We start from the raw sequence: 17560 nt of genomic DNA, 5'->3' as shown, positions 1-17560 counted from the left end.
ACGTGGAGGTCACCTCCTGGTTCGGCGACATCGTCATCGTGGTGCCGCGCGGCTGGAGGGTGGACGACAGGGAGGTCGTCAGGCGGTCCATGGGGTCCGTCCACAACCGCTCCCGGAGCCCACTGGCGTCCGACGGCGTGACCGTGCGGCTCACCGGCTACGTGAAGACCGGTGATGTCTGGGTGCGCTACCGCCCGGCTTAGTGGTCCGGTTCGTAAGTCTTTCGAGGGTTCACGCGGCTGCGGGTAGTGCGGCAGGCTGGTTGCTGCAGCCAGCGGGCTGCTGGGAGTGGTGCTCTTTCTGTTCGTGTCGCTCGATCCGGGCCAGCAGGTCCTCGAGGTCGGCTGGGGTGAACTTCCATCTGAAGGGCCGGGCGGTCTCGTTGTAACGACGCTCGAAGGCGATCAGTCGGACTTCGACCTGATCAAGACTGGTGAAGTCGTTGGGTGTGATCACTTTGCGCTGCACGATGGAGAAGAAGATCTCGATCTGGTTGAGCCAGGACGCGTGTACCGGGGTATGGACCATGACCGCGTTGGGGAACCGGGCGGCGAGCCGGTCGGTGGCTGCCTCGCCGCGGTGGGAGGAGCCGTTGTCGACTACCCAGAACACCCGCTTGGCGGAGGCATAGGGTTCGGCGGCCATGACCTTTTCGACGAGGGTCATGAACGGGGCGATGCCGGTCGTGGCCGCGCAATGTCCGGTCACGTGCGCTCGGTGGACGTCGTAGGCGGCCAGGTAGGCCAGTGAGCCGCCCCGGTTGTATTCGTGGTTGATGCGCATCCTGCGGGCGATGCCGGGCGGCAGGGTGGGGTGGCAGCGGCAGCGGGCCTGGATCGAGGTCTTCTCGTCGGAGGAGATCACGTACTCGTTGCGGGCGAGGGGTTGCCCGTCCCAGATGCGCTGGTAGAGATCCAGCACACGGGCGGCTTTGTGGGCGAAGCCGGGGTCGCGGATGAACACCCAGGAGGCGTGCTGCCAGGGCTTGAGCACGTCAGCGGCCAGGATCCGGCGGACGGTCGAGGCGGACATCGCCTCGGTGATGCCCCTGCCGGCCGCTTCGCGAGCCAGGTCGGTGCTGCTCCAGCGGGACAGCGGCACTCCGGTCTCGGCCGGCAGTTGGCAGGCCAGTGCCGTGACCTCGGCACGCTGGACGGGGGTGAAGCGGGGTGGCCGGCCGGTCCGGGGTCGGTCCTTGAGTCCGTCGATGCCTTGGTCGGCGTATCGGCCACGCCACAGGCGGACGGTGTCGAGGTGAACGCGCTGTCGCAGGGCGATACGGGCGTTGGAGTGGCCGTGCGCGGCGTCCAGCACGATCCGGACGCGGACGACTTGCTGGTGGGGGGCGGTGTGAGAGTGGGCCAGTTGGTCGAGCCGCCGCCGCTCGGAGGCGGTCAAGACGATCTGGCGGGCGCGGGGGACGGGCACGCGGGACGCTTTCCGTGATCTTCTTCAGGGGCCCTGCTACTTTGCTCCGATCTCGGCTGTCCAAGGTGTGATCGACACGCCGGACGGCAAGATGGGGCCCATGCCCGCCATCCCGGAGTCGACCAAGACCTCCCTGGCCCAGCGACTGCGCCAGCACGCCCGCGACCGCTGGCCTCAGCTGGCAGGACTGCACGTCCGCTACCACGGCCAGTTCGCCTACGTCGAAGGCGAACTGGCCGACGGCCACCGCCTGCCCCTCATCCGGCTCCGCTACGGCGGATCGGCCTCCATCTGGGGATTCGGGCTCTACCTCGCCAGCAGCGACAAGTACGAGAACCAGATCCTGCCCACCGGCATGTCAGCCGGCACACCCCAAGAAGCCCTCGACTGCGCCTGTGGTCTCTACCTCAGCTACTGACCCCCGAAGGACTTACGGGCGGGACCACTTAGACAGCACTCGTGACGACGGCTGCGTGCGCCGGCCTTCGCGGGAGGCTGGACACTGGAGCCTGTGGGCACGCCGCATCTCGTAGGAGCTCACTCCGGCCGGCATGACGGGCCGGTCAACTCGGGAGAACGACTGGGCCGCACAGGTAGGCCCACGGGACCCCTGGGGATCAAGTGACAAGCGGCCGGGCGTGGCAATAGGGTCTCGGCATGATGCGTGAATCGTCCGTATCCTCAAGCGATGTCGACGACTGGAAGCGGCAACTGGCCGGCGCTTTCGAGATCCTGCTCGACCGTCCGCTGTCGAGCTATGACCCCGAGGCCGTCTACGTCACATACTTGGGTGGCAACTTCATCGATGAGACCGGCTACAACCGGCATGGCACCTGGGTGCGCCCCGCTGCTCTGAGCGGAGCTGAACCGGTCGTCTGGGATTACTCCCCGTACGACCAGGGTGAACCGCCGCTGGTATTCGACGCGAGTGGATCGATCTTCGAATTCGCCAAGGCGGACTCCGGGCTTCCCCCGGAATTCGCCGCGGATCTGGATGAGGCATCCTTCTCGCAAGGACTCATCCGGGGTGCGGATCTGGCCCCCTTGCTGGTGCGGCATGAACTCGACCTCACCGGCCCGGAATGGCGCGACAAGTGGTACGTCTGCTATCCGCGGATCGCCTCGGACGGCACGCTCACGCGGACGTGATACTGGTCCACCTGCGATCGCCGCCCCGGACGGCACGCCGCCGGGGACGCCGGGTTCGCTCCCGGTGAGCGCCTTCCACGCGTGCCGGCCCAGTAGCGCGACAAGCGCGTCCATCTACCCGATGGGGCTGTCCGGCGAATCCAGCCAAACATGCCGGCCATCCCGCGTAACGGTCATTCCGAAGCGGTTGCGGCCAGGGCAGCCCCACTCCACCCACTTAAAGAAGGCCGCCTCCACCTCATCCCAGAGGTTGCGCTCCCCGTACTGGCGGACCTCCCGTCCGGCGACCACGGCCAGCGAGGTACGGTCCCACAGCTGAACCGTCATGGACTCCTCGCCGAATTCGCTTTCCGACCAGGCCTCTGGGACCAGCGTGGCAATGACCACATCCGCGCCGAACCCCCCACGCATCACCCGGCGCGGATCGACGTCGGTCTCACTCAGCCGCCACCGGCCCGGCTCCACCTGAGGTTTGTCCGGATGCCGCTGATTGCGCGCCATCATGTAGGACGAGCCGCCGGAAAACCCACCGATGGCCGTCCCCTTGGCGGTGACCGTAAGCGCGATGTTGTGCCCCGGCTCGAAGGGCGGACTCCACGGCAGCACGATCACCCCGCCCGGCCGGGTCTGCTCCACCCAGGCATAGGGGATCTCATATACCCCGCAGGTGACGTGCACCCGATCATAGGGAGCCCCGTCCGCGAAGCCGAGCAGGCCGTCACCCCGCACCAGCCGGGGATCATGACCGGCGCGCTCGAGGTTCTCGGCCGCCGTGGACAGGAGAACCTCGTCCATCTCGATGCTGGTCACGTTCCCGGCCCCGACCCGATGCGAGAGCAGCGCCGCCGTCCACCCGGTACCCGTGCCGACTTCCAACACCTTGTCTCCCGGATAGGGGGCTAGCAGGTCAAGGAACGACATCACCGCGCCAGGAGCCGACAGCGAGGAGGAGTACACCCGCCCCTCACCCTCGCGGACATCGGTCTCCCCGTCATCGATCTGCGTCACGATCGGGTGATCCGCGTATGCCGCCTTCAGCCACCCTGCCGCGTCGGCCTCGTGGTCGATCACATGCCCCGGACGGTCGTACGGGCCCGACCAGGCCACCGGCGGCACGAACAGATGCCGGGGCGCGGCATGCATCGCTGCCCGCCACTCCTCGCCCATCTCCTCCCGCGCGATCAGCTCATCGGCCAGGGCATCGATCCGCGCTGCGATCGATATCCCTTCATCCGTCACTTCTTACCGCCCCCGCGCTTCCCGCCGCCCGTTCCCTGTCCGTCTTTCGTGTTTCCGGGCGCGACCTTGTCCCCCGGCTTAAAGGGCTTGTCCTTCTTCGGGTCGCCCTCGTGCTTTCCCCGGCTCCTTCCCCCGCGCATCGCCCCTCCATTTCCGATCACTATCGTTTGTCGTCGCATGGCTCGCCTGTCGTGAGCCGTCCACGCTCTGCCGGCCGATCGTAACTCGATCTCCCCAGAGTCGTGACCCTTTCAATAAATCCGCGCATGGAAATGTCCATATCGGCCATCACGCCACACCGGTTCTTTGGAGTCGACCCTTGTGTACTCCGGTACACGATCCTGCGAGTCGGAACTACTCACGCACCCCGAAGTGACGTCGTAGCACCGATTATCCCTGACATCGCTTTCGTGCGCATGGCAGCCGTTTTCATCGACTCAAGAGTTATGCGGTCATGGGTCTGAGTAAGCGTGATTCGTGTAAGGCGGCCGGCTTGATCTGGCGACGGAGTAGGGCTCCGGTTCAGGGGGCGTGGCCGGTTCGGCGGGAGGGTCTCTAGACTCGCCTCTATGCGGCGGCTCAGGAGCACGGTGGTCGTGGTGGCGGGGGAGTGGGCGGCCGAGACGGTCGCCGGCCTGGACGGCCTGCACAACGTGCGCGCGGTGCGGCGCGGCGAGCGGACGCCCGCCGAGATCACCGATGTGGTGGTGCGCGCGTCGGCCACGTACGTCGTGCACGACGCCGACCCGCTGGCCGAGGTCGGCGAGGCGTGGACGGGTTTCTTCGACGAGGCGGCGCCGGTCGGCGGTCTGGAGGTCGCGATCGAGTCGACGCTGGCGGCCCTGCGCGCCGAGCGGCTCATCCTGCCGGACTACTACGTCGTCCTCGACCCCGACGACATGCCCGAGACGCGGCGCCACTGGTGGCTCGGCGTGCTCGCCGGCGCGGCACCGGCCCGCGTCGTCCCCTCCCCGGCCTCGGTGTCCGCCGTCACCCACACGCTCGGCAGCTTGTCGGCGGGCCGGTGGTGGCCCGCCGACCTGGAGGGCTGGCTGCGAGACCTGCCCCGGACGATCCCCGACCGCGCCGGTCTGGCCGCCGGTTCCACCGCCGGGCGCTAGTGCGTGTCATTTGTGGCCATTTGTCATAGTAAATCCGGTTATATTAACCCTTCTGCCTCCGGGTCATGACCCCGGCCGTAGCTGATCGACATCCGATCGAGGAGCCCACGTTGCACCTGCTCACCAACCCCCTGAAGGACTATGCCTGGGGGTCGCGCACGGACATCGCCGAGCTCACCGGCCGACCCGCGCCGTCCCCCGGCCCCGAGGCCGAGATGTGGCTCGGCGCCCACCCGGCGGGCCCCTCGATGCTCGTCGGGGACGGCCGGTCGCTCGCCGACCTGATCGCCGACGACCCCGCCGCCGGGCTCGGCGCGGCGACGCTGGAGCGGCACGGCTCCCGCCTGCCCTTCCTGCTGAAGCTCATCGCCGTCGCGCGCCCGCTGTCCCTGCAGGTCCACCCGTCCGCCGAGCAGGCCGTGGACGGGCACGCCCGGGGCGTCTACGGCGACCCCTGGCCCAAGCCCGAACTGGTGTGCGCGCTGACGCCGTTCACCGCGCTCGCCGGCTTCCGCCCCGCCGACCAGGCGGCCATGCTGGTCGAGCGTCTCGGCGTCTCGGCGCTCAAGGACGTCGTCACGCTGCTCGCCTCCGGCTCCCCGCTCCAGGCGCTGGAGGCCCTGCTCGACGGGCGCGACATCGCCGAGCAGGTCGTCTGGGCCGCCTCGGCCGTCCACCAGCCGGACTACGCCCTGATCGTGAAGCTCGCCCGCTGCTACCCCGGCGACCCGGCCTGCCTCGCGCCGCTCCTGCTCCGGCGGCACGAGCTCGCGCCGGGTCAGGCACTGTTCCTCGGCGCCGGAGTGCTGCACTGCTACATCAAGGGCTTCGGCGTCGAGATCATGGGCAGCTCCGACAACGTGGTGCGCGCGGGCCTCACGTCCAAGCCGGTCGACGTGAAGGAGCTGCTGCGCATCACCCGCCCGGACGCGAGCCCGCTCGCGCTGGAGGCCGGCCCGGACGGCGCGTTCGGCAGCCCGTCGCCCGAGTTCCGCCTGCGGCGCGTCGCGGTGGACGGCGAGCTGCGCCTGGATGGCGGGCTGCCGCGCATCCTGCTGTGCGTGGAGGGCGGGCTGCGGGTCGACGACCTGCCGGTCGGCGCGGGCGAGTCGGTCTTCGTCCCCGCCGCCGACCCGGAGGTCACCCTCACCGGCTCCGGCATGGTCTTCGTCGCCGAACCCGGGCCGACGGCGGCCGCCTGACCCGCCCCCGCATGGTGCCCATGCATCGGCGGGTGACCGGTGCCCTCACCCTGCTGGCCGCTGTCGCGGAGTCGACCCGGCCGCGGCCGGTATCCGACCTGGCCAGAGAGACGGGAATCGGCGTGTCGACCGTCTCGCGGATCGCGGCCGAACTCGCCTCCTCCGGGATGCTCGTCAAGGCGGGGTCCACGGGTATCTACGACCTGGGTGGGCGTTCGATGGTGCTGGCGGCGACCGCGGCGACGCCGTACCAGATCGAGGCACAGGTGGTCCTCGGCCGGTTGAGCATCGCGACCGGCGAGACCGTCTGTCTGCTCGCCCGAGCGGATCATCCGCTCCGGGGTCCGGGATTCCGGGTGGTGAGTTCGATACAGCCGGCCTGGTCACTGTCGGCCGCCGGTGACACCGGCACCTGGCTCCTTGATCGCTCCGGCGCCATCCGGACGGCGTTCGAGGGAGCTGAACGCTGGGGAGCGCGGCCGGGGGTGAGTCACGGAGTCACACCGGCGGGTGTGGTCGACCGGGTGGCCCCGGTCTGGTTCGGGGCCGGTGACCCGTTCGGCGCGCTGGTGGTCCGGACGCCGGACTTCCGGGACACCGGCCACGGCCGTGCCGGGCATGCGCTGCGGGCGGCTCAAGCGCGGCTCGGCCACCACCTGGCGAACGTCGAGGACGCGAGCGGCCCGCCGGTCGGAGCAGGCGCGGCCTGGAGCGGGGACGCCGCCGATTCCCCGAGTCTCGAAATCGGGTTGCGGCTGGTCGAGCAGGTGGCGTGCCGGCCGTGGTCGCGGGCACGTGAACTCGCCCTCGCCGTGGGATGTGGCCCGGAGCGGGTGGCGCGGTTGCTCGCCTCGGCGGGCGCGGCCGGCCTGATCGAGGGCACACCGTCCGCGGGCTACCGCGCGTCCCTGCGTCTGGGCGGCTGGTACCCGGCGCGCCTGCCGGCCAGGCTGGTCGGCGCCGCCGGTGACGTCTTGAGCCGCCTGGCCGACGAGCACGGAATCTGCGCGTACCTGACCACGCTGGTGGGAGCCAAGAGCATCACGGTGGCCGAGGCGATCGCGCCCGGCGAGCTGCGCACGGCCTCCTGGCTGAATCGTCCCTTCCCCCTCACCGGTTCGGACGGTGCCCCGGCTCTGGTCTCGGCGATGTCGGATGCCGACATCGTCGAGCTGTTCACGACGACGGCACGGCCGACCGGCCGCAGGTTTCCCCGGACCGCCGACGACTTCCTCACGGTGGTGCACGACCTGCGCCGGGACCGGTCGGTGATGATCAGTGAGTACGGCGAGAACGGTCTGGCCTCGGTGACCTCACCGGTGCACGGGCTCGCGGGCGAGGTTGCCGCCGCGGTCTGCCTCGTCGGCCCTCCGCGGGAGGTCGAAGCCCACCGCGTGCGACTCCACCGCGAGGCGATCGGCGCCGCGGAGACGATCGGGCGCCGGCTTGCCGGTGACGCACTCGGCTGAGTTCGGTGTCCGCCCGGACCTCCCCGGTCATCGACGTGGGTTGCAACAACGGCGATGCCGTCGTTGCAACCCACGCGGTGTCGGGCTCGCTCCGGTTCCGTCGTACCTAGACTCCCGCCAACCCCCACCGAACCAGAGCAAGGAAACGCGGATGAGCGATGGCACGTACGACCACATCGTGATCGGTCTCGGCGCGCTCGGTAGCGCCACAGTTCGCCAGCTCGCGGTTCGTGGGGCATCAGTGCTCGGCCTTGAGCGGTTCGAGCTCGGACACGGGCGCGGAGAGTCCGAGGACCACAGCAGACTGATCCGCGTCACTTACCACACCGAGGCCTACGCGCGGCTCGCCCAGGAGGCCTACCGCTCGTGGGAGGAACTCGAGGTGATGACCGGGCAGCAGGTCGTGAACAGGTGCGGCTGTCTCGACCTCTACCCCGAGCACGCGGAGCTCTCGCTCGAGACGTTCGTCGACAACGCGCGTGCGGCGGGTGAGCGAGTGCAGACGCTCAGTGCCCGCGAGGTCATGGAGCGGTGGCCGCAGTTCTCGCTGGACTCCTCGACTCGAGCCGCGTATCACGCCAAAGGCGGCTTCGTGATGGCCGGCATCGCGAACCGGCTCAACCGTCGGGTGGCCGTAGACCACGGGGCGGAGCTTCGCGAGCATGCCCGCGTCGATGGGATCGACGTCCGCCCGGACGGGGTCAGGGTGCGGGTGGGGACCGAGACGTTCTCGGCGCGCAGTCTCGTCGTCGCCGCCGGTCCTTGGACCAACGAGGTCCTGGCCATGGTGGGCGCGTCGTTCTCGTTGACGGTGACCCAGGAGCAGGTCACCTACCTGGTGCCTGCTCGGCCGATGGACTTCCACTGGTCCCGGTTCCCGGTATGGATGTGGATGGCGAGGCCGTCGCTCTACGGCTTCCCGATCTTCGGCGAATCCGCGGTGAAGGCCGCGATCGACGCGGGCGGACGGGAGGTCACCGCCGACTCACGCTCGTTCGATCCCGACCCGGATCTGAGTGCCACCGTTCGCACGATGATGGCCGACCTGCTGCCAGGTTCGAACGCAGCGGTACGACGCGAGAAGACCTGCCTCTACACCCTGCCGCCCGACCGCGACTTCATCCTCGACCTGGTGCCCGGTCACGACCGGATCTCGGTAGCGGTCGGCGGCGGACACGCCTTCAAGTTCGCCTCGGTGATCGGCGAGATCATGGCCGACCTCGCGACGGCGGGCGAGACGGCGCACGACGTCGCGGCGTACACGGCCACACGCCCGATCCTCACCGAGGTCGACCCTCCCAAGAACTTCCTGCTCTGAGCCGATATCGACGAATCGAGACCCATGAAGACCGATCTCCGAGACGACCGGCTGTTCTCCCGCGCCAGATCCCTGACGTCGGACTGGCTGCGTCCGGGCAGCGGCGCCGTGGTCGCACTGGAGTCGCTCGAAGCCGCGCCCGACGGACTCCGTGCGGTGGCCGCCGCCTCAGTGTCCGCCTCGCTGGAGGGGGAGCTGCGCCGGGACGGCACCACCCGCACCCGGATCGCGCTGGTCGACCTCGCCACCGGCGATGTCGCCCTGCGTACCGACGGGCAAGGCTCGGACACCTCGCCGCGATGGTCGCCGGACGGAAAGCTGATCGCCTACCTGTCCGACCGCGACGAGTCCGGCATCGCGAGCCTGCGCATCCTCGATGTCGGCTCGAGCGAGGACCGCGAGACCGCGCAGGTGCCTGGGTTCGCCGAGTCGCTGGAATGGTCGGCGGACGGGCGGACGATCCTGCTCGGCGTCGCGGGCCTCGGCTCGGACATCGCCGGGATCCAGGGGGCCGTGGCGGTCGGTGGCCGCGACCAGGGGCCGGCGTGGGTCCCTGACGTCGACGGGGTGCCATCGGCGGCGCCCTACCGCACGCTGTGGGTGTATGACATCGCCACGGGCACGGCGCGGCAGGTGTCGCCGCCCGGCGTGAACGTGTGGCGCGGCGTCTGGTGTGGACCGCGGCATGTCGCGGCGATCTGCTCCGATCAGCCGGACGAAGGAGCCTGGTACACCGCGGACGTCAGGCTCATCGGTGTCGACGACGGCAGCATGCGGACCCTGCTCGTCCCACGCGACCAACTCGGCTGGATCGCCGCGTCCCCGTCTGGGGCGACGGTCGCGGTCGTCGAAGCCGTGTGCAGTGACCGTGACATCGTCGCCGGTGAGGTCCGGCTGATCGACGTCGGCGCCGGGACCGTCAGCCGGCCGGCGACGCTCGGTGCGGACGTCGTCCAGCTCGTTTGGCGCGGTGAGGAGGCGCTGCTCTTCGCTGCGCTGCAGGGACCGGACTCGGTCATCGGCGTGCTGGACCTGAGCTCGCAGAACTCGCGAGAACTGTGGCGGAGCGCTGAGCGTGCGGTCAGTGGCCTCGTCCTGCCCCGGATCGCGCCGCTCGGTGGGCGACCCGAAGACGTGCTGTTCATGACCGAGTCGTTCTTCGAGGCGCCCACGCTGGTCGCGCTCGAAGGCGGTCACGAACGCCGCATCCGCAGTTTCGTCTCACCGGAAACAGCCGCCACGGTCGCCTCGCTCGGCTCGGCATGCGACTTCTCGTGGGTCGCCCCGGATGGACTCGAGCTCCACGGCTGGCTGCTCACACCCCCGACGCCCGGGCCGCACGCGCTGATCGTCCAGATCCACGGGGGTCCGGTCTTCTTCAGCCCGCCGTTGTACGTCGGCAGGTCGGCGTTCGTTCAGCTGGGGCTCGCCGAGGGCTACGCGCTCTTCCTCCCCAACGTCCGTGGATCGAGCGGCCTCGGCCAGGACGCCGCCCGAAGTGTGGTCGGCGATGTCGGCGGGGCCGACGCCGCCGACCATCTGGCCGCCCTCGACGCCCTGGTGGCGGCGGGGAAAGCCGACCCGGACCGGATCGGCGTCACCGGTGGGAGCTACGGCGGCTTCATGACCTCGTGGCTGATCACCCAGAGCCGGCGCTTCGCCGCCGCCGTCACCGTGGAGCCCACGTCGAACTGGGTCAGCGACCGCTTCACCAGCAATATCCCAGGGTTCTTCGACGTCTTCCTGGGCCAGGACCCGAACGACCCGGACGGATTGCACCTGACTCGGAGCCCGGTGCATCATGCCGCTTCGGTTCGGACTCCGCTGCTGAGCATCTGCGGGGCCCTGGACCGAATCACGCACCCGGCTCAGGCGCTGGAAATGCACCGCGCCCTCCAGGCACAGGGCAGCGAGACCGTCCTGGTGACCTACCCGCACGAGGGGCACGGCGTCAGGAGCATGCCGGCCGCGTTCGACTACGTCGCCCGGGTGATCGCGTGGTTCACCGCGCACATGCCTGCCCGCCGGTCTGAGGACTGTTTCTCCGAACGGCGACCGACTTCAAGAGAGGAGCCGACGACATGAGCGGAGGCCACCGTGTGATCACCGAGTTCGACGTCGAGGCGACCATGCGAGACGGGGCGGTGCTGCGGGCCAATGTCTTCCGGCCCGACGCAGAGGGTCCCTTCCCGGTGATCCTGTCCCGCACGCCGTACGACAAGAACACCCCGGGCGACGCGGGACACGGGTTCGACCCACTCATCCTGGCCCGCTTCGGGTTCATCGTGGTCGTGCAGGACGTCCGCGGGCGTTACGCCTCCGAGGGAGCATGGGAGACGCTCGAGCACGAGCGGGAGGACGGCTACGACTCGGTCGAGTGGGCGGCGCGTCTGCCGGGCGCCAACGGCCGTGTCGGCATGTACGGGGCCAGCTATGTCGGTACCACCCAATGGGCGGCCGCGTCGATGAATCCGCCTTCGCTGAAGGCGATCGCGCCCGCGTTGACGTGGAAGGACATGGCCGACGGCGTGATCCGGCGTGGCGGTGCCGTCGACCTCGGCCTGCCCGCGTTCTGGGTACTGCTGCAGGGATTCGACTACATCGCGCGCACCAGCTCCCCAGACGAACACCCGGCCCGGTTCGAGCAGCTCGTGGCGGCCTATGACGGACTGAGGTCGACGGGCTACTGGGAGCTGCCTGCCGTTGAGCTGCCGGCCGCCGTGCGGCTCGGCCTGCCGACCGCCTCGATGTCGCTGGACGTGAGTGCTGCGGCCTCCTACACCGACGCCGACTTCGACGGGCTCGACTCCGACCTCGCCATCGCCGCGACCAGTGGGTGGTATGACATCGCGGTGCAGGGCACGCTCGATGCCTTCGTCGCCGCACGGAGCCGTGGCCTTGATGCCCGGCTACACGTGGGACCGTGGACCCACCAGAGCCCGCGCGACCCGGTCGGCGAGCGGTACTTCGGCATGCGGAGCCAGCGGGAGACCTTCATGGTCGACTATGCGGAGTCCTGGTTCGGTCGCCACCTCGCCTGGTTCTCCAGGCACCTCGGTCCGGCGGCGTCCGTCCCGCTGCCCGAACGACGGGTGCGGATCTTCGTGATGGGACGCAACGAGTGGCGCGACGAGGACGACTGGCCGCTGGCCCGTGCGCGCGACGAACGCTGGTTCTTGCACCCGGACGGCACGGTGGCGCCCGATGCGCCCGGCGGTGCCTCCCGCGGTGCCTCCCGCGGTGCCTCCCGCGGTGTCGACGGCGATGTGCGGGAGTTCGTCTACGACCCGGCCGACCCCGTGCCGACGGTGGGCGGGAACACCGCATGGATCCCGGGTCATCCGGCCGGGCCGATCGACCAGGCGCCGGTGGAGAGCCGCGACGACATACTCGTCTACACCTCGGCGCCACTCGAGGCGGACCTCGAGGTCACCGGGCGGGTTCGCGCCCGGCTCACGGTCGAGAGTTCCGCGCCGTCGACCGACTGGGTCGCCCGGCTCTGCGACGTCGACGAGGACGGGACGTCGTGGAACATCTGTGACGGCATCGCGCGCGTCGTCGCGCACGCCGATCAGGTCTGCGAAGTCGAGATCGACCTGTGGTCGACGAGCAACGTCTTCCTCGCCGGGCACCGGATCCGGGTGCACGTGACGAGCAGTTCGTTCCCGCGGTGGGACCGCAACCTCAACACCGGTGACCAGGCCGCCGACACCTGGGAACGAGCGACCCAGCGCGTGCGTCATGAGGGTGGTGCCAGTTGGCTCGAGCTCCCGGTCGTGCGCAATTGAGCGCGGACCACGCCGCAGTGCCCGGCGCACAGACCGAGAGCAGTGGAGGAGGTCGACTGATGTCGAGCGATGGCGGCTCAGGGCCGCAGCCGGGTTTCGACTGGCGCAAGGCGATCGCCGACAATCAGACGCTGCCGGCGGCCGGGGTCGAAGATCACCGAACGGTGCGCATTGGCGGCATCGATCAGTGGGTCAGCGTGCGCGGCAGCCACCGTGACAACCCGCTACTGCTCTTCCTCCACGGCGGGCCCGGATCCCCCATGATGGGAGAATCCTGGTCCTTCCAGCGGCCGTGGGAGGACTTCTTCACCGTCGTGCAGTGGGACCAACGTGGTGCGGGCAAGACGTATCGGAGCAACGGTCGCGGGCACGAGACGGACCTCACGATCGACCTGATGCAGGCCGACGCCGAAGACCTGATCGAGCACCTTCTCGAACGCTATGGTCAGCAACGCCTCGTACTCGTGGGGCACTCGTGGGGCACCGTGCTCGGCATGCGGATCGCGCTGGCCCGGCCGGAGCTCTTGCACGCGTACGTGTCCATCGGGCAGGTCGTCAACATGCGCCGCAACGAAGCGGTCAGCTATCGGCGCACGCTGGCAATCGCACGCGAGCGCGGTGACCAGGAGGCGATCGCCGACCTGGAGGCGATCGCCCCCTATCCGGATGCTGCGCCGCTGCCGATGAGCTCCATGCTCGTCGAGCGCAGATGGGTCGAGGCGTACGGCGGCATGATCCATGCCCTGGCCCAAGACGACGAAGTTCAGCGTCTCCGGATGAGTCCGCTCTACGACGAGTTCGACATCGAGGCGACCGAGCATGGCGCGCTGGCTTCGGTCGAAGCGCTCTGGGCAGAGCTGATGTGCATCGACTTCGACGGGGTTCGGTCGCTGGACTGTCCCTTCTTCGTCATCGCCGGAGCCGAGGACCTGGCAACGCCGGCAGAGCTTGCCCGCGAGATGTTCGATCAGATCGAGGCACCGCACGGCGAGTACATCGAACTCCCTCGTGTCGCGCACTACGCCTTCCTCGAGGCTCCGGGTGTGGTTCTGGTCAAGCTCGTGCAACTCGTGCTACCGCTCGCGAGCGTTGATCGGGTCTGACTTCGTTCGAGCAGGCCGTCACCGGCCCACGTCGGCGACGAGCAATTCGGCGAGGTGGCGGGACGGGCGGCCCGCCACGACCTGGCGTGGCCGAGGTCGAGGACGTCCATCAGGTCGAGTTCGGGTGTGGCAGTGCTCAAAGGCTGTCGCACCAGGTCGAAAGCACCGACCTGGGGCAGCCCGGTCGTACCCACGACCCACGCTGGAGCCGTACGGCAAGATGGTCATGGTCCGGGAGTTCCGCGACCACCTGAAGAGTGAGCTCGCCGCCTGACGGATTCCCCGGGTTCACTGCTTCGATTCGCATGCGCCCGCGTGAGCACAGTGTCATGATGCGATCACGTCTTGTTGCGTCCGCCGGTTGACCTCGGGGCCGCCGGGTCATGGACGGCGAGAGCCACGTCGGTGGGCGGAGCACAGCGAGGCGCCCTACACGGCGATGGGTCGATCGGCGATGATGATGGCGAGCGCGGTAAAGGGAGGAGGTACGCGACGTGGACGACATCAGGACTCGGACAGGTCTGCTGAACCAGAGCGACGCCGCCCGCTTCCTCGACATCTCCCAGCAGACCTTCAACCGATGGTCGAGGGGCTACGAGAGCGGGCGTCCGCTGCTCCATGTCCTGCCGGCCGAGGAGAATCGGCGCGCGACCGTGCCGTTCGTCGCCATGGCGGAGGCGTACGTGCTCGACGCGCTCAAGCGGGCCGGCGTGAAACCGCACAAGATCAGGCCTGCCCTGCAACGACTCCAGAAGGAGTTCGGGCACGAGTATGTCCTGCTCGCCCCGGAGCTCGCCACCGACGGCATCGACGTGATGTGGGACTTCTCCCGTACCGAGGCCGGTGCGGGGCTCATCGAGGCCAGGACCGGTCAGCATGTCATTCGGGAGATCGTTACCGACTACCTGGACTACGTGGTCCGCGCCGAGGACGGCTTTCCGGCGATGCTGCGGCTGCGGAGTTGCCTGCCGTCCAACGTGGTGATCGATCCGCTCAGGGCCTTCGGGCAGCCGATCTTCGCGAACAGTCGTACACGGGTGGCGGAGGTAGCGGCCATGATGAAGGCCGGCGAGGCTCCCGAGGTGATCGTCGATGAGCTCGGCGTCACCCTCGACGACGTCAGGACCGCCACCCGCATCCTCCTGGGCCACGCCGCCTGAGTTCTACCTCGACGAGAACAGCGTCAGCCGCAGCGTCCGGAAACTGCTCTCTGGGCTGGGGTACGCGGTGCATACCCCGGCGGAGCTGTTCGGATCCAGGGACGCCGCGCTCGGGACCTCGGACGATCGCTGGCTGCCCATGGTCGGGCAGCGCGGCTGGGTGGTGATCGCCTCGGACATTCGTATCTTCGAGCGTCCGAACGAGTACGAGGCCTACCTCAAGGCCAGAGTGGCGGTGTTCCTGCTACCCGGTGAGTCACGGGTCGAAGAGCGCGTCGAGTTGATCGCTGTCAATCTGGCCCAGATGTGCGGTGAGGCCAGCCAGCTGCGGTCAGGCGTATGGCGACTGACTCCCAAGGAGGCGGTCCCCTACGAGCCTCCGGCGGCGGGGAAGAGGCGTAGTCGGCGACCACGGGCGCTGAGCTGTGGATTCACTGGTAGCGCCGGTCATGAGGTGACCGCGATGTACGCGGGTGCGGGAGCGCACCCGGCATACTCCGCAGCGGTATCTGCCTCGGCAGTGTGACGCGGCGGCGCAGCGCACACTTGTCGATCTCCGGAGTGTCCGGCGTGGCCACCAAGACGTCCTTTGCCACGTTCCTGCTCTATTCGATCTTCAACTCGGGGGTGCTGGAGGCGGAGTCGGCCAACACCAAGGGGCTGAGTCGGGGCCGCGTCGACGAGCGCGCCCATCCCGACCTCCCAGTGCGCGCAGGCGACGGTCACGCTGGTCAGTCGCCCGCCGGGAGGTTGGCTGGCTGGCCGTCTTGTGGTGCCGGCACGAACAGCACGCTGCCGAGTTCGACATGCAGCTGAAAGCCGTCGGCATACCGCGAGTCGTACAAATACGCGCGAACGCGAAGAGCGGCGGAGAGCGCGAGCCCATACCGCCGAGACGAGGAGTTCTTCAGCCGCCCTGAACCTCCCTAAAGTCGGGTGTCTTTGATTTCTCCTATTCTCGCGACATCATGCGGACCGGAACCGCACAGCCAAACACCGGTGCCGTTCCGCTCGGCCGGCTTCAAACCAAGTCGATGACGGGGACACAGCGGCCAGACGCGGTGAAACTCGTCGATGCAGTCCGCTTGAACGTTCGCCGCGATCTCTACCAGAGCGTCCAGGAATCCGATTCCAAACACTTCCCGGCCATGAACGACGACTCCCGGACCCTGGACGCAGAACGATGCGTCCAGCGAGACCGCGGGGATGATATCCCAGTGGGCGGTAGCAGGAAGGTCCGAAAGCACCAGCCGAAGAGCGCGCTGGGAATGGGTGAACCGCAGGGCGAGCAAGCGCTCCCGAAGGGAATCCCCGAAGATCGGGCCATATTCCACGTGAATTCGTCGCAGCTCTTTGATCGCCCCCGTATCGAGGTGATCCACCTCGACATCGAATGCCTCGTCCTCTTGTAGAAGTGAGAGCCATTGCTCGAACTCGTCATCAGGATTCAAGCGCTACCCTTCCTGAGGAGAAACCGCTTGGCTGGATACCCGACCGGCCCACCTCGGCAAACAGGCGGCTCCGGGTGCCCGAACGGGCCAGGGTCGGGCGCAAGACCCAGCCGGGGCCGAAACCCAAACCCCTCTCTAATGAGGCTTTGTGTCCCTCCGCTGGCGCTCGGGATGCTATGATCTACGGTTTCACGTTGTCGACGGCGACGCTCACGGTTCCGGCGAATTGTCTCACTCCCTTAGGTTTCACTAGAACTTGCGGCCGGCCGTTTTCTCGCACGGTCACCATTTCGCCAACGGCAGAGCACCAGCCGAGAATGCCGCGAACTGTCATGCCGGCGAGGAAGCACGGTCGATCTCCCTTATCGGGCCGCACCACCTCGGCCGTTGTTTCCGCACTCTGCCGATCCACGAGCAGCCATTTCGTGGGATTCTGAACAGCGAGGCTCGAACCGTCCGGTGCCCATGCGACAGCGGACGGGTCACCGGCGACGTTCACATCGCTTGTCTTGCCGTCCGCGATCGAAATGATCGAAACGGAAGCCCCCGTGGGAGCGAAGACGTTTGATTGATAATTCTCACTGCCTCCGTGCACGAGGGCGATCCAGCGCCCGGCGGGGTCTACGTCGAGGGAGTGAATTTCCCCGTTTACCTTGGCGAGCATTTTCGGAGGCGCCGACTGAGTCGTGTCCGCCACAGCGACATTTCCTTCATCGTCCCCGAGAACAATGCGTCCACTGGAGCCGACCCAACTGGCGACGGAGGCTGGGAATCGTATCTCCCGCTCGGTTCCGCCGCGTATGACGACGACGGAGTACTCACCGTCATCATCAGTCGAGCCTCTGGCCCAACAGCCCACAAGGGCGATGCCTCGGCCATCCCTACTCAGCCAGGGCATCTCCCTATCGGAGCCTGCCGCACAGTCTGGCAACTGCACCGGCGAAAGATCGGCCTTTGCCACATAGCTGTCATTCGCCTCGCCAGGCTGCACCCCAACGAACCACGCGAAGTCGTAGGCAGCGGGATCCTCTCCACCCTGTCGACGACGGGTGAAAACTGACCCTGTGGCGACGGCCGAAAACTGACCCCCTTCAGTTCACTCTGGAGGGTGATCAAGGTGGAGGACTGGGCG

Annotated in this window: 16 protein-coding genes and 1 pseudogene; 13 read left to right on the top strand and 4 right to left on the bottom strand. The window is 68.3% G+C overall.

The window, feature by feature from the left end; translation table 11 throughout:
- Window positions 1-203 (top strand): annotated as a pseudogene (locus AB0M95_RS39500) (hypothetical protein); the annotation flags it as partial.
- Window positions 204-231: 28 nt separating this feature from the next.
- Here AB0M95_RS39500 and AB0M95_RS39495 read toward each other — a convergent pair.
- Window positions 232-1428: an IS630 family transposase gene (locus tag AB0M95_RS39495; RefSeq protein WP_363776440.1), complete on the bottom strand. Its 1197-nt coding sequence runs from the start codon at window positions 1426-1428 to the stop codon at window positions 232-234.
- A 100-nt stretch (window positions 1429-1528) separates the two neighbouring features.
- Here AB0M95_RS39495 and AB0M95_RS39490 point away from each other — a divergent pair, with 100 nt between their 5' ends.
- Together AB0M95_RS39490 and AB0M95_RS39485 are read left to right on the top strand one after the other, a co-directional pair.
- Window positions 1529-1846 carry a hypothetical protein gene (locus AB0M95_RS39490; protein WP_363776437.1) on the top strand — a complete coding sequence of 106 codons (318 nt, stop codon included), beginning with the start codon at window positions 1529-1531 and terminating at the stop codon, window positions 1844-1846.
- Between the two features lie 239 nt (window positions 1847-2085).
- Window positions 2086-2577: a hypothetical protein gene (locus AB0M95_RS39485; RefSeq protein ID WP_363776434.1), complete on the top strand. Its 492-nt coding sequence runs from the start codon at window positions 2086-2088 to the stop codon at window positions 2575-2577.
- A 114-nt stretch (window positions 2578-2691) separates the two neighbouring features.
- Here the strand turns inward: AB0M95_RS39485 and AB0M95_RS39480 are convergent, their stop codons facing one another.
- Complete coding sequence (locus AB0M95_RS39480) at window positions 2692-3816, bottom strand: methyltransferase domain-containing protein (protein ID WP_363776431.1); 1125 nt, start codon at window positions 3814-3816, stop codon at window positions 2692-2694.
- A gap of 569 nt (window positions 3817-4385) precedes the next feature.
- Here AB0M95_RS39480 and AB0M95_RS39475 point away from each other — a divergent pair.
- From AB0M95_RS39475 to AB0M95_RS39430, 10 genes are all read left to right on the top strand, one after another.
- A complete protein-coding gene (locus tag AB0M95_RS39475) occupies window positions 4386-4937 on the top strand; it encodes a hypothetical protein (protein WP_363776428.1) in 552 nt (183 codons plus the stop codon).
- A gap of 65 nt (window positions 4938-5002) precedes the next feature.
- Window positions 5003-6139: a mannose-6-phosphate isomerase, class I gene (gene manA, locus AB0M95_RS39470; RefSeq protein ID WP_363776425.1), complete on the top strand. Its 1137-nt coding sequence runs from the start codon at window positions 5003-5005 to the stop codon at window positions 6137-6139.
- A gap of 32 nt (window positions 6140-6171) precedes the next feature.
- Window positions 6172-7608 (top strand): helix-turn-helix domain-containing protein, encoded by a 1437-nt coding sequence (locus AB0M95_RS39465; protein ID WP_363776422.1) that lies wholly within the window; start codon window positions 6172-6174, stop codon window positions 7606-7608.
- Window positions 7609-7759: 151 nt separating this feature from the next.
- Entirely contained in the window at window positions 7760-8926 is a 1167-nt protein-coding gene (gene solA / locus AB0M95_RS39460) for an N-methyl-L-tryptophan oxidase (RefSeq protein WP_363776419.1), read from the top strand.
- A 24-nt stretch (window positions 8927-8950) separates the two neighbouring features.
- Window positions 8951-11011 (top strand): prolyl oligopeptidase family serine peptidase, encoded by a 2061-nt coding sequence (locus tag AB0M95_RS39455; protein WP_363776416.1) that lies wholly within the window; start codon window positions 8951-8953, stop codon window positions 11009-11011.
- Window positions 11008-12714 (top strand): CocE/NonD family hydrolase, encoded by a 1707-nt coding sequence (locus tag AB0M95_RS39450; protein ID WP_363776413.1) that lies wholly within the window; start codon window positions 11008-11010, stop codon window positions 12712-12714. Before AB0M95_RS39455 ends, AB0M95_RS39450 begins: the two co-directional genes overlap by 4 nt.
- A 59-nt stretch (window positions 12715-12773) precedes the next feature.
- Window positions 12774-13817 (top strand): alpha/beta hydrolase, encoded by a 1044-nt coding sequence (locus tag AB0M95_RS39445; RefSeq protein ID WP_363776410.1) that lies wholly within the window; start codon window positions 12774-12776, stop codon window positions 13815-13817.
- Between the two features lie 494 nt (window positions 13818-14311).
- On the top strand, window positions 14312-14977 hold the full coding sequence (locus tag AB0M95_RS39440) for a DUF433 domain-containing protein (RefSeq protein ID WP_363776407.1): 666 nt from the start codon (window positions 14312-14314) through the stop codon (window positions 14975-14977).
- Window positions 14910-15503, top strand: a complete 594-nt coding sequence (locus AB0M95_RS39435) for a hypothetical protein (protein WP_363776404.1) — start codon at window positions 14910-14912, stop codon at window positions 15501-15503. Before AB0M95_RS39440 ends, AB0M95_RS39435 begins: the two co-directional genes overlap by 68 nt.
- A gap of 44 nt (window positions 15504-15547) precedes the next feature.
- Window positions 15548-15793 carry a hypothetical protein gene (locus tag AB0M95_RS39430; protein ID WP_363776401.1) on the top strand — a complete coding sequence of 82 codons (246 nt, stop codon included), beginning with the start codon at window positions 15548-15550 and terminating at the stop codon, window positions 15791-15793.
- 110 nt (window positions 15794-15903) lie between these two features.
- Here the strand turns inward: AB0M95_RS39430 and AB0M95_RS39425 are convergent, their stop codons facing one another.
- Window positions 15904-16428: a hypothetical protein gene (locus AB0M95_RS39425; RefSeq protein WP_363776398.1), complete on the bottom strand. Its 525-nt coding sequence runs from the start codon at window positions 16426-16428 to the stop codon at window positions 15904-15906.
- 181 nt (window positions 16429-16609) lie between these two features.
- Window positions 16610-17125 (bottom strand): hypothetical protein, encoded by a 516-nt coding sequence (locus tag AB0M95_RS39420; protein WP_363776395.1) that lies wholly within the window; start codon window positions 17123-17125, stop codon window positions 16610-16612.
- Window positions 17126-17560 lie beyond the last annotated feature (435 nt).

It is taken from the genome of Sphaerisporangium sp. NPDC051017 (assembly GCF_040683095.1).
In the GTDB taxonomy this organism is placed as follows: Bacteria; Actinomycetota; Actinomycetes; order Streptosporangiales; family Streptosporangiaceae; genus Sphaerisporangium.
Note: the sequence above shows the minus strand (reverse complement) of the source record. Positions and strands in the feature narration are given on the sequence as shown.

Bases quoted from the DNA above. Each gene is read 5' to 3' on its own strand.
- AB0M95_RS39455 (WP_363776416.1), top strand. From the start codon at position 8,951: ATGAAGACCGATCTCCGAGACGACCGGCTGTTCTCCCGCGCCAGATCC.
- AB0M95_RS39490 (WP_363776437.1), top strand. From the start codon at position 1,529: ATGCCCGCCATCCCGGAGTCGACCAAGACCTCCCTGGCCCAGCGACTG.
- AB0M95_RS39475 (WP_363776428.1), top strand. From the start codon at position 4,386: ATGCGGCGGCTCAGGAGCACGGTGGTCGTGGTGGCGGGGGAGTGGGCG.
- AB0M95_RS39435 (WP_363776404.1), top strand. From the start codon at position 14,910: ATGAGCTCGGCGTCACCCTCGACGACGTCAGGACCGCCACCCGCATCC.
- AB0M95_RS39450 (WP_363776413.1), top strand. From the start codon at position 11,008: ATGAGCGGAGGCCACCGTGTGATCACCGAGTTCGACGTCGAGGCGACC.
- AB0M95_RS39445 (WP_363776410.1), top strand. From the start codon at position 12,774: ATGTCGAGCGATGGCGGCTCAGGGCCGCAGCCGGGTTTCGACTGGCGC.
- manA (WP_363776425.1), top strand. From the start codon at position 5,003: ATGACCCCGGCCGTAGCTGATCGACATCCGATCGAGGAGCCCACGTTG.
- AB0M95_RS39485 (WP_363776434.1), top strand. From the start codon at position 2,086: ATGATGCGTGAATCGTCCGTATCCTCAAGCGATGTCGACGACTGGAAG.
- solA (WP_363776419.1), top strand. From the start codon at position 7,760: ATGAGCGATGGCACGTACGACCACATCGTGATCGGTCTCGGCGCGCTC.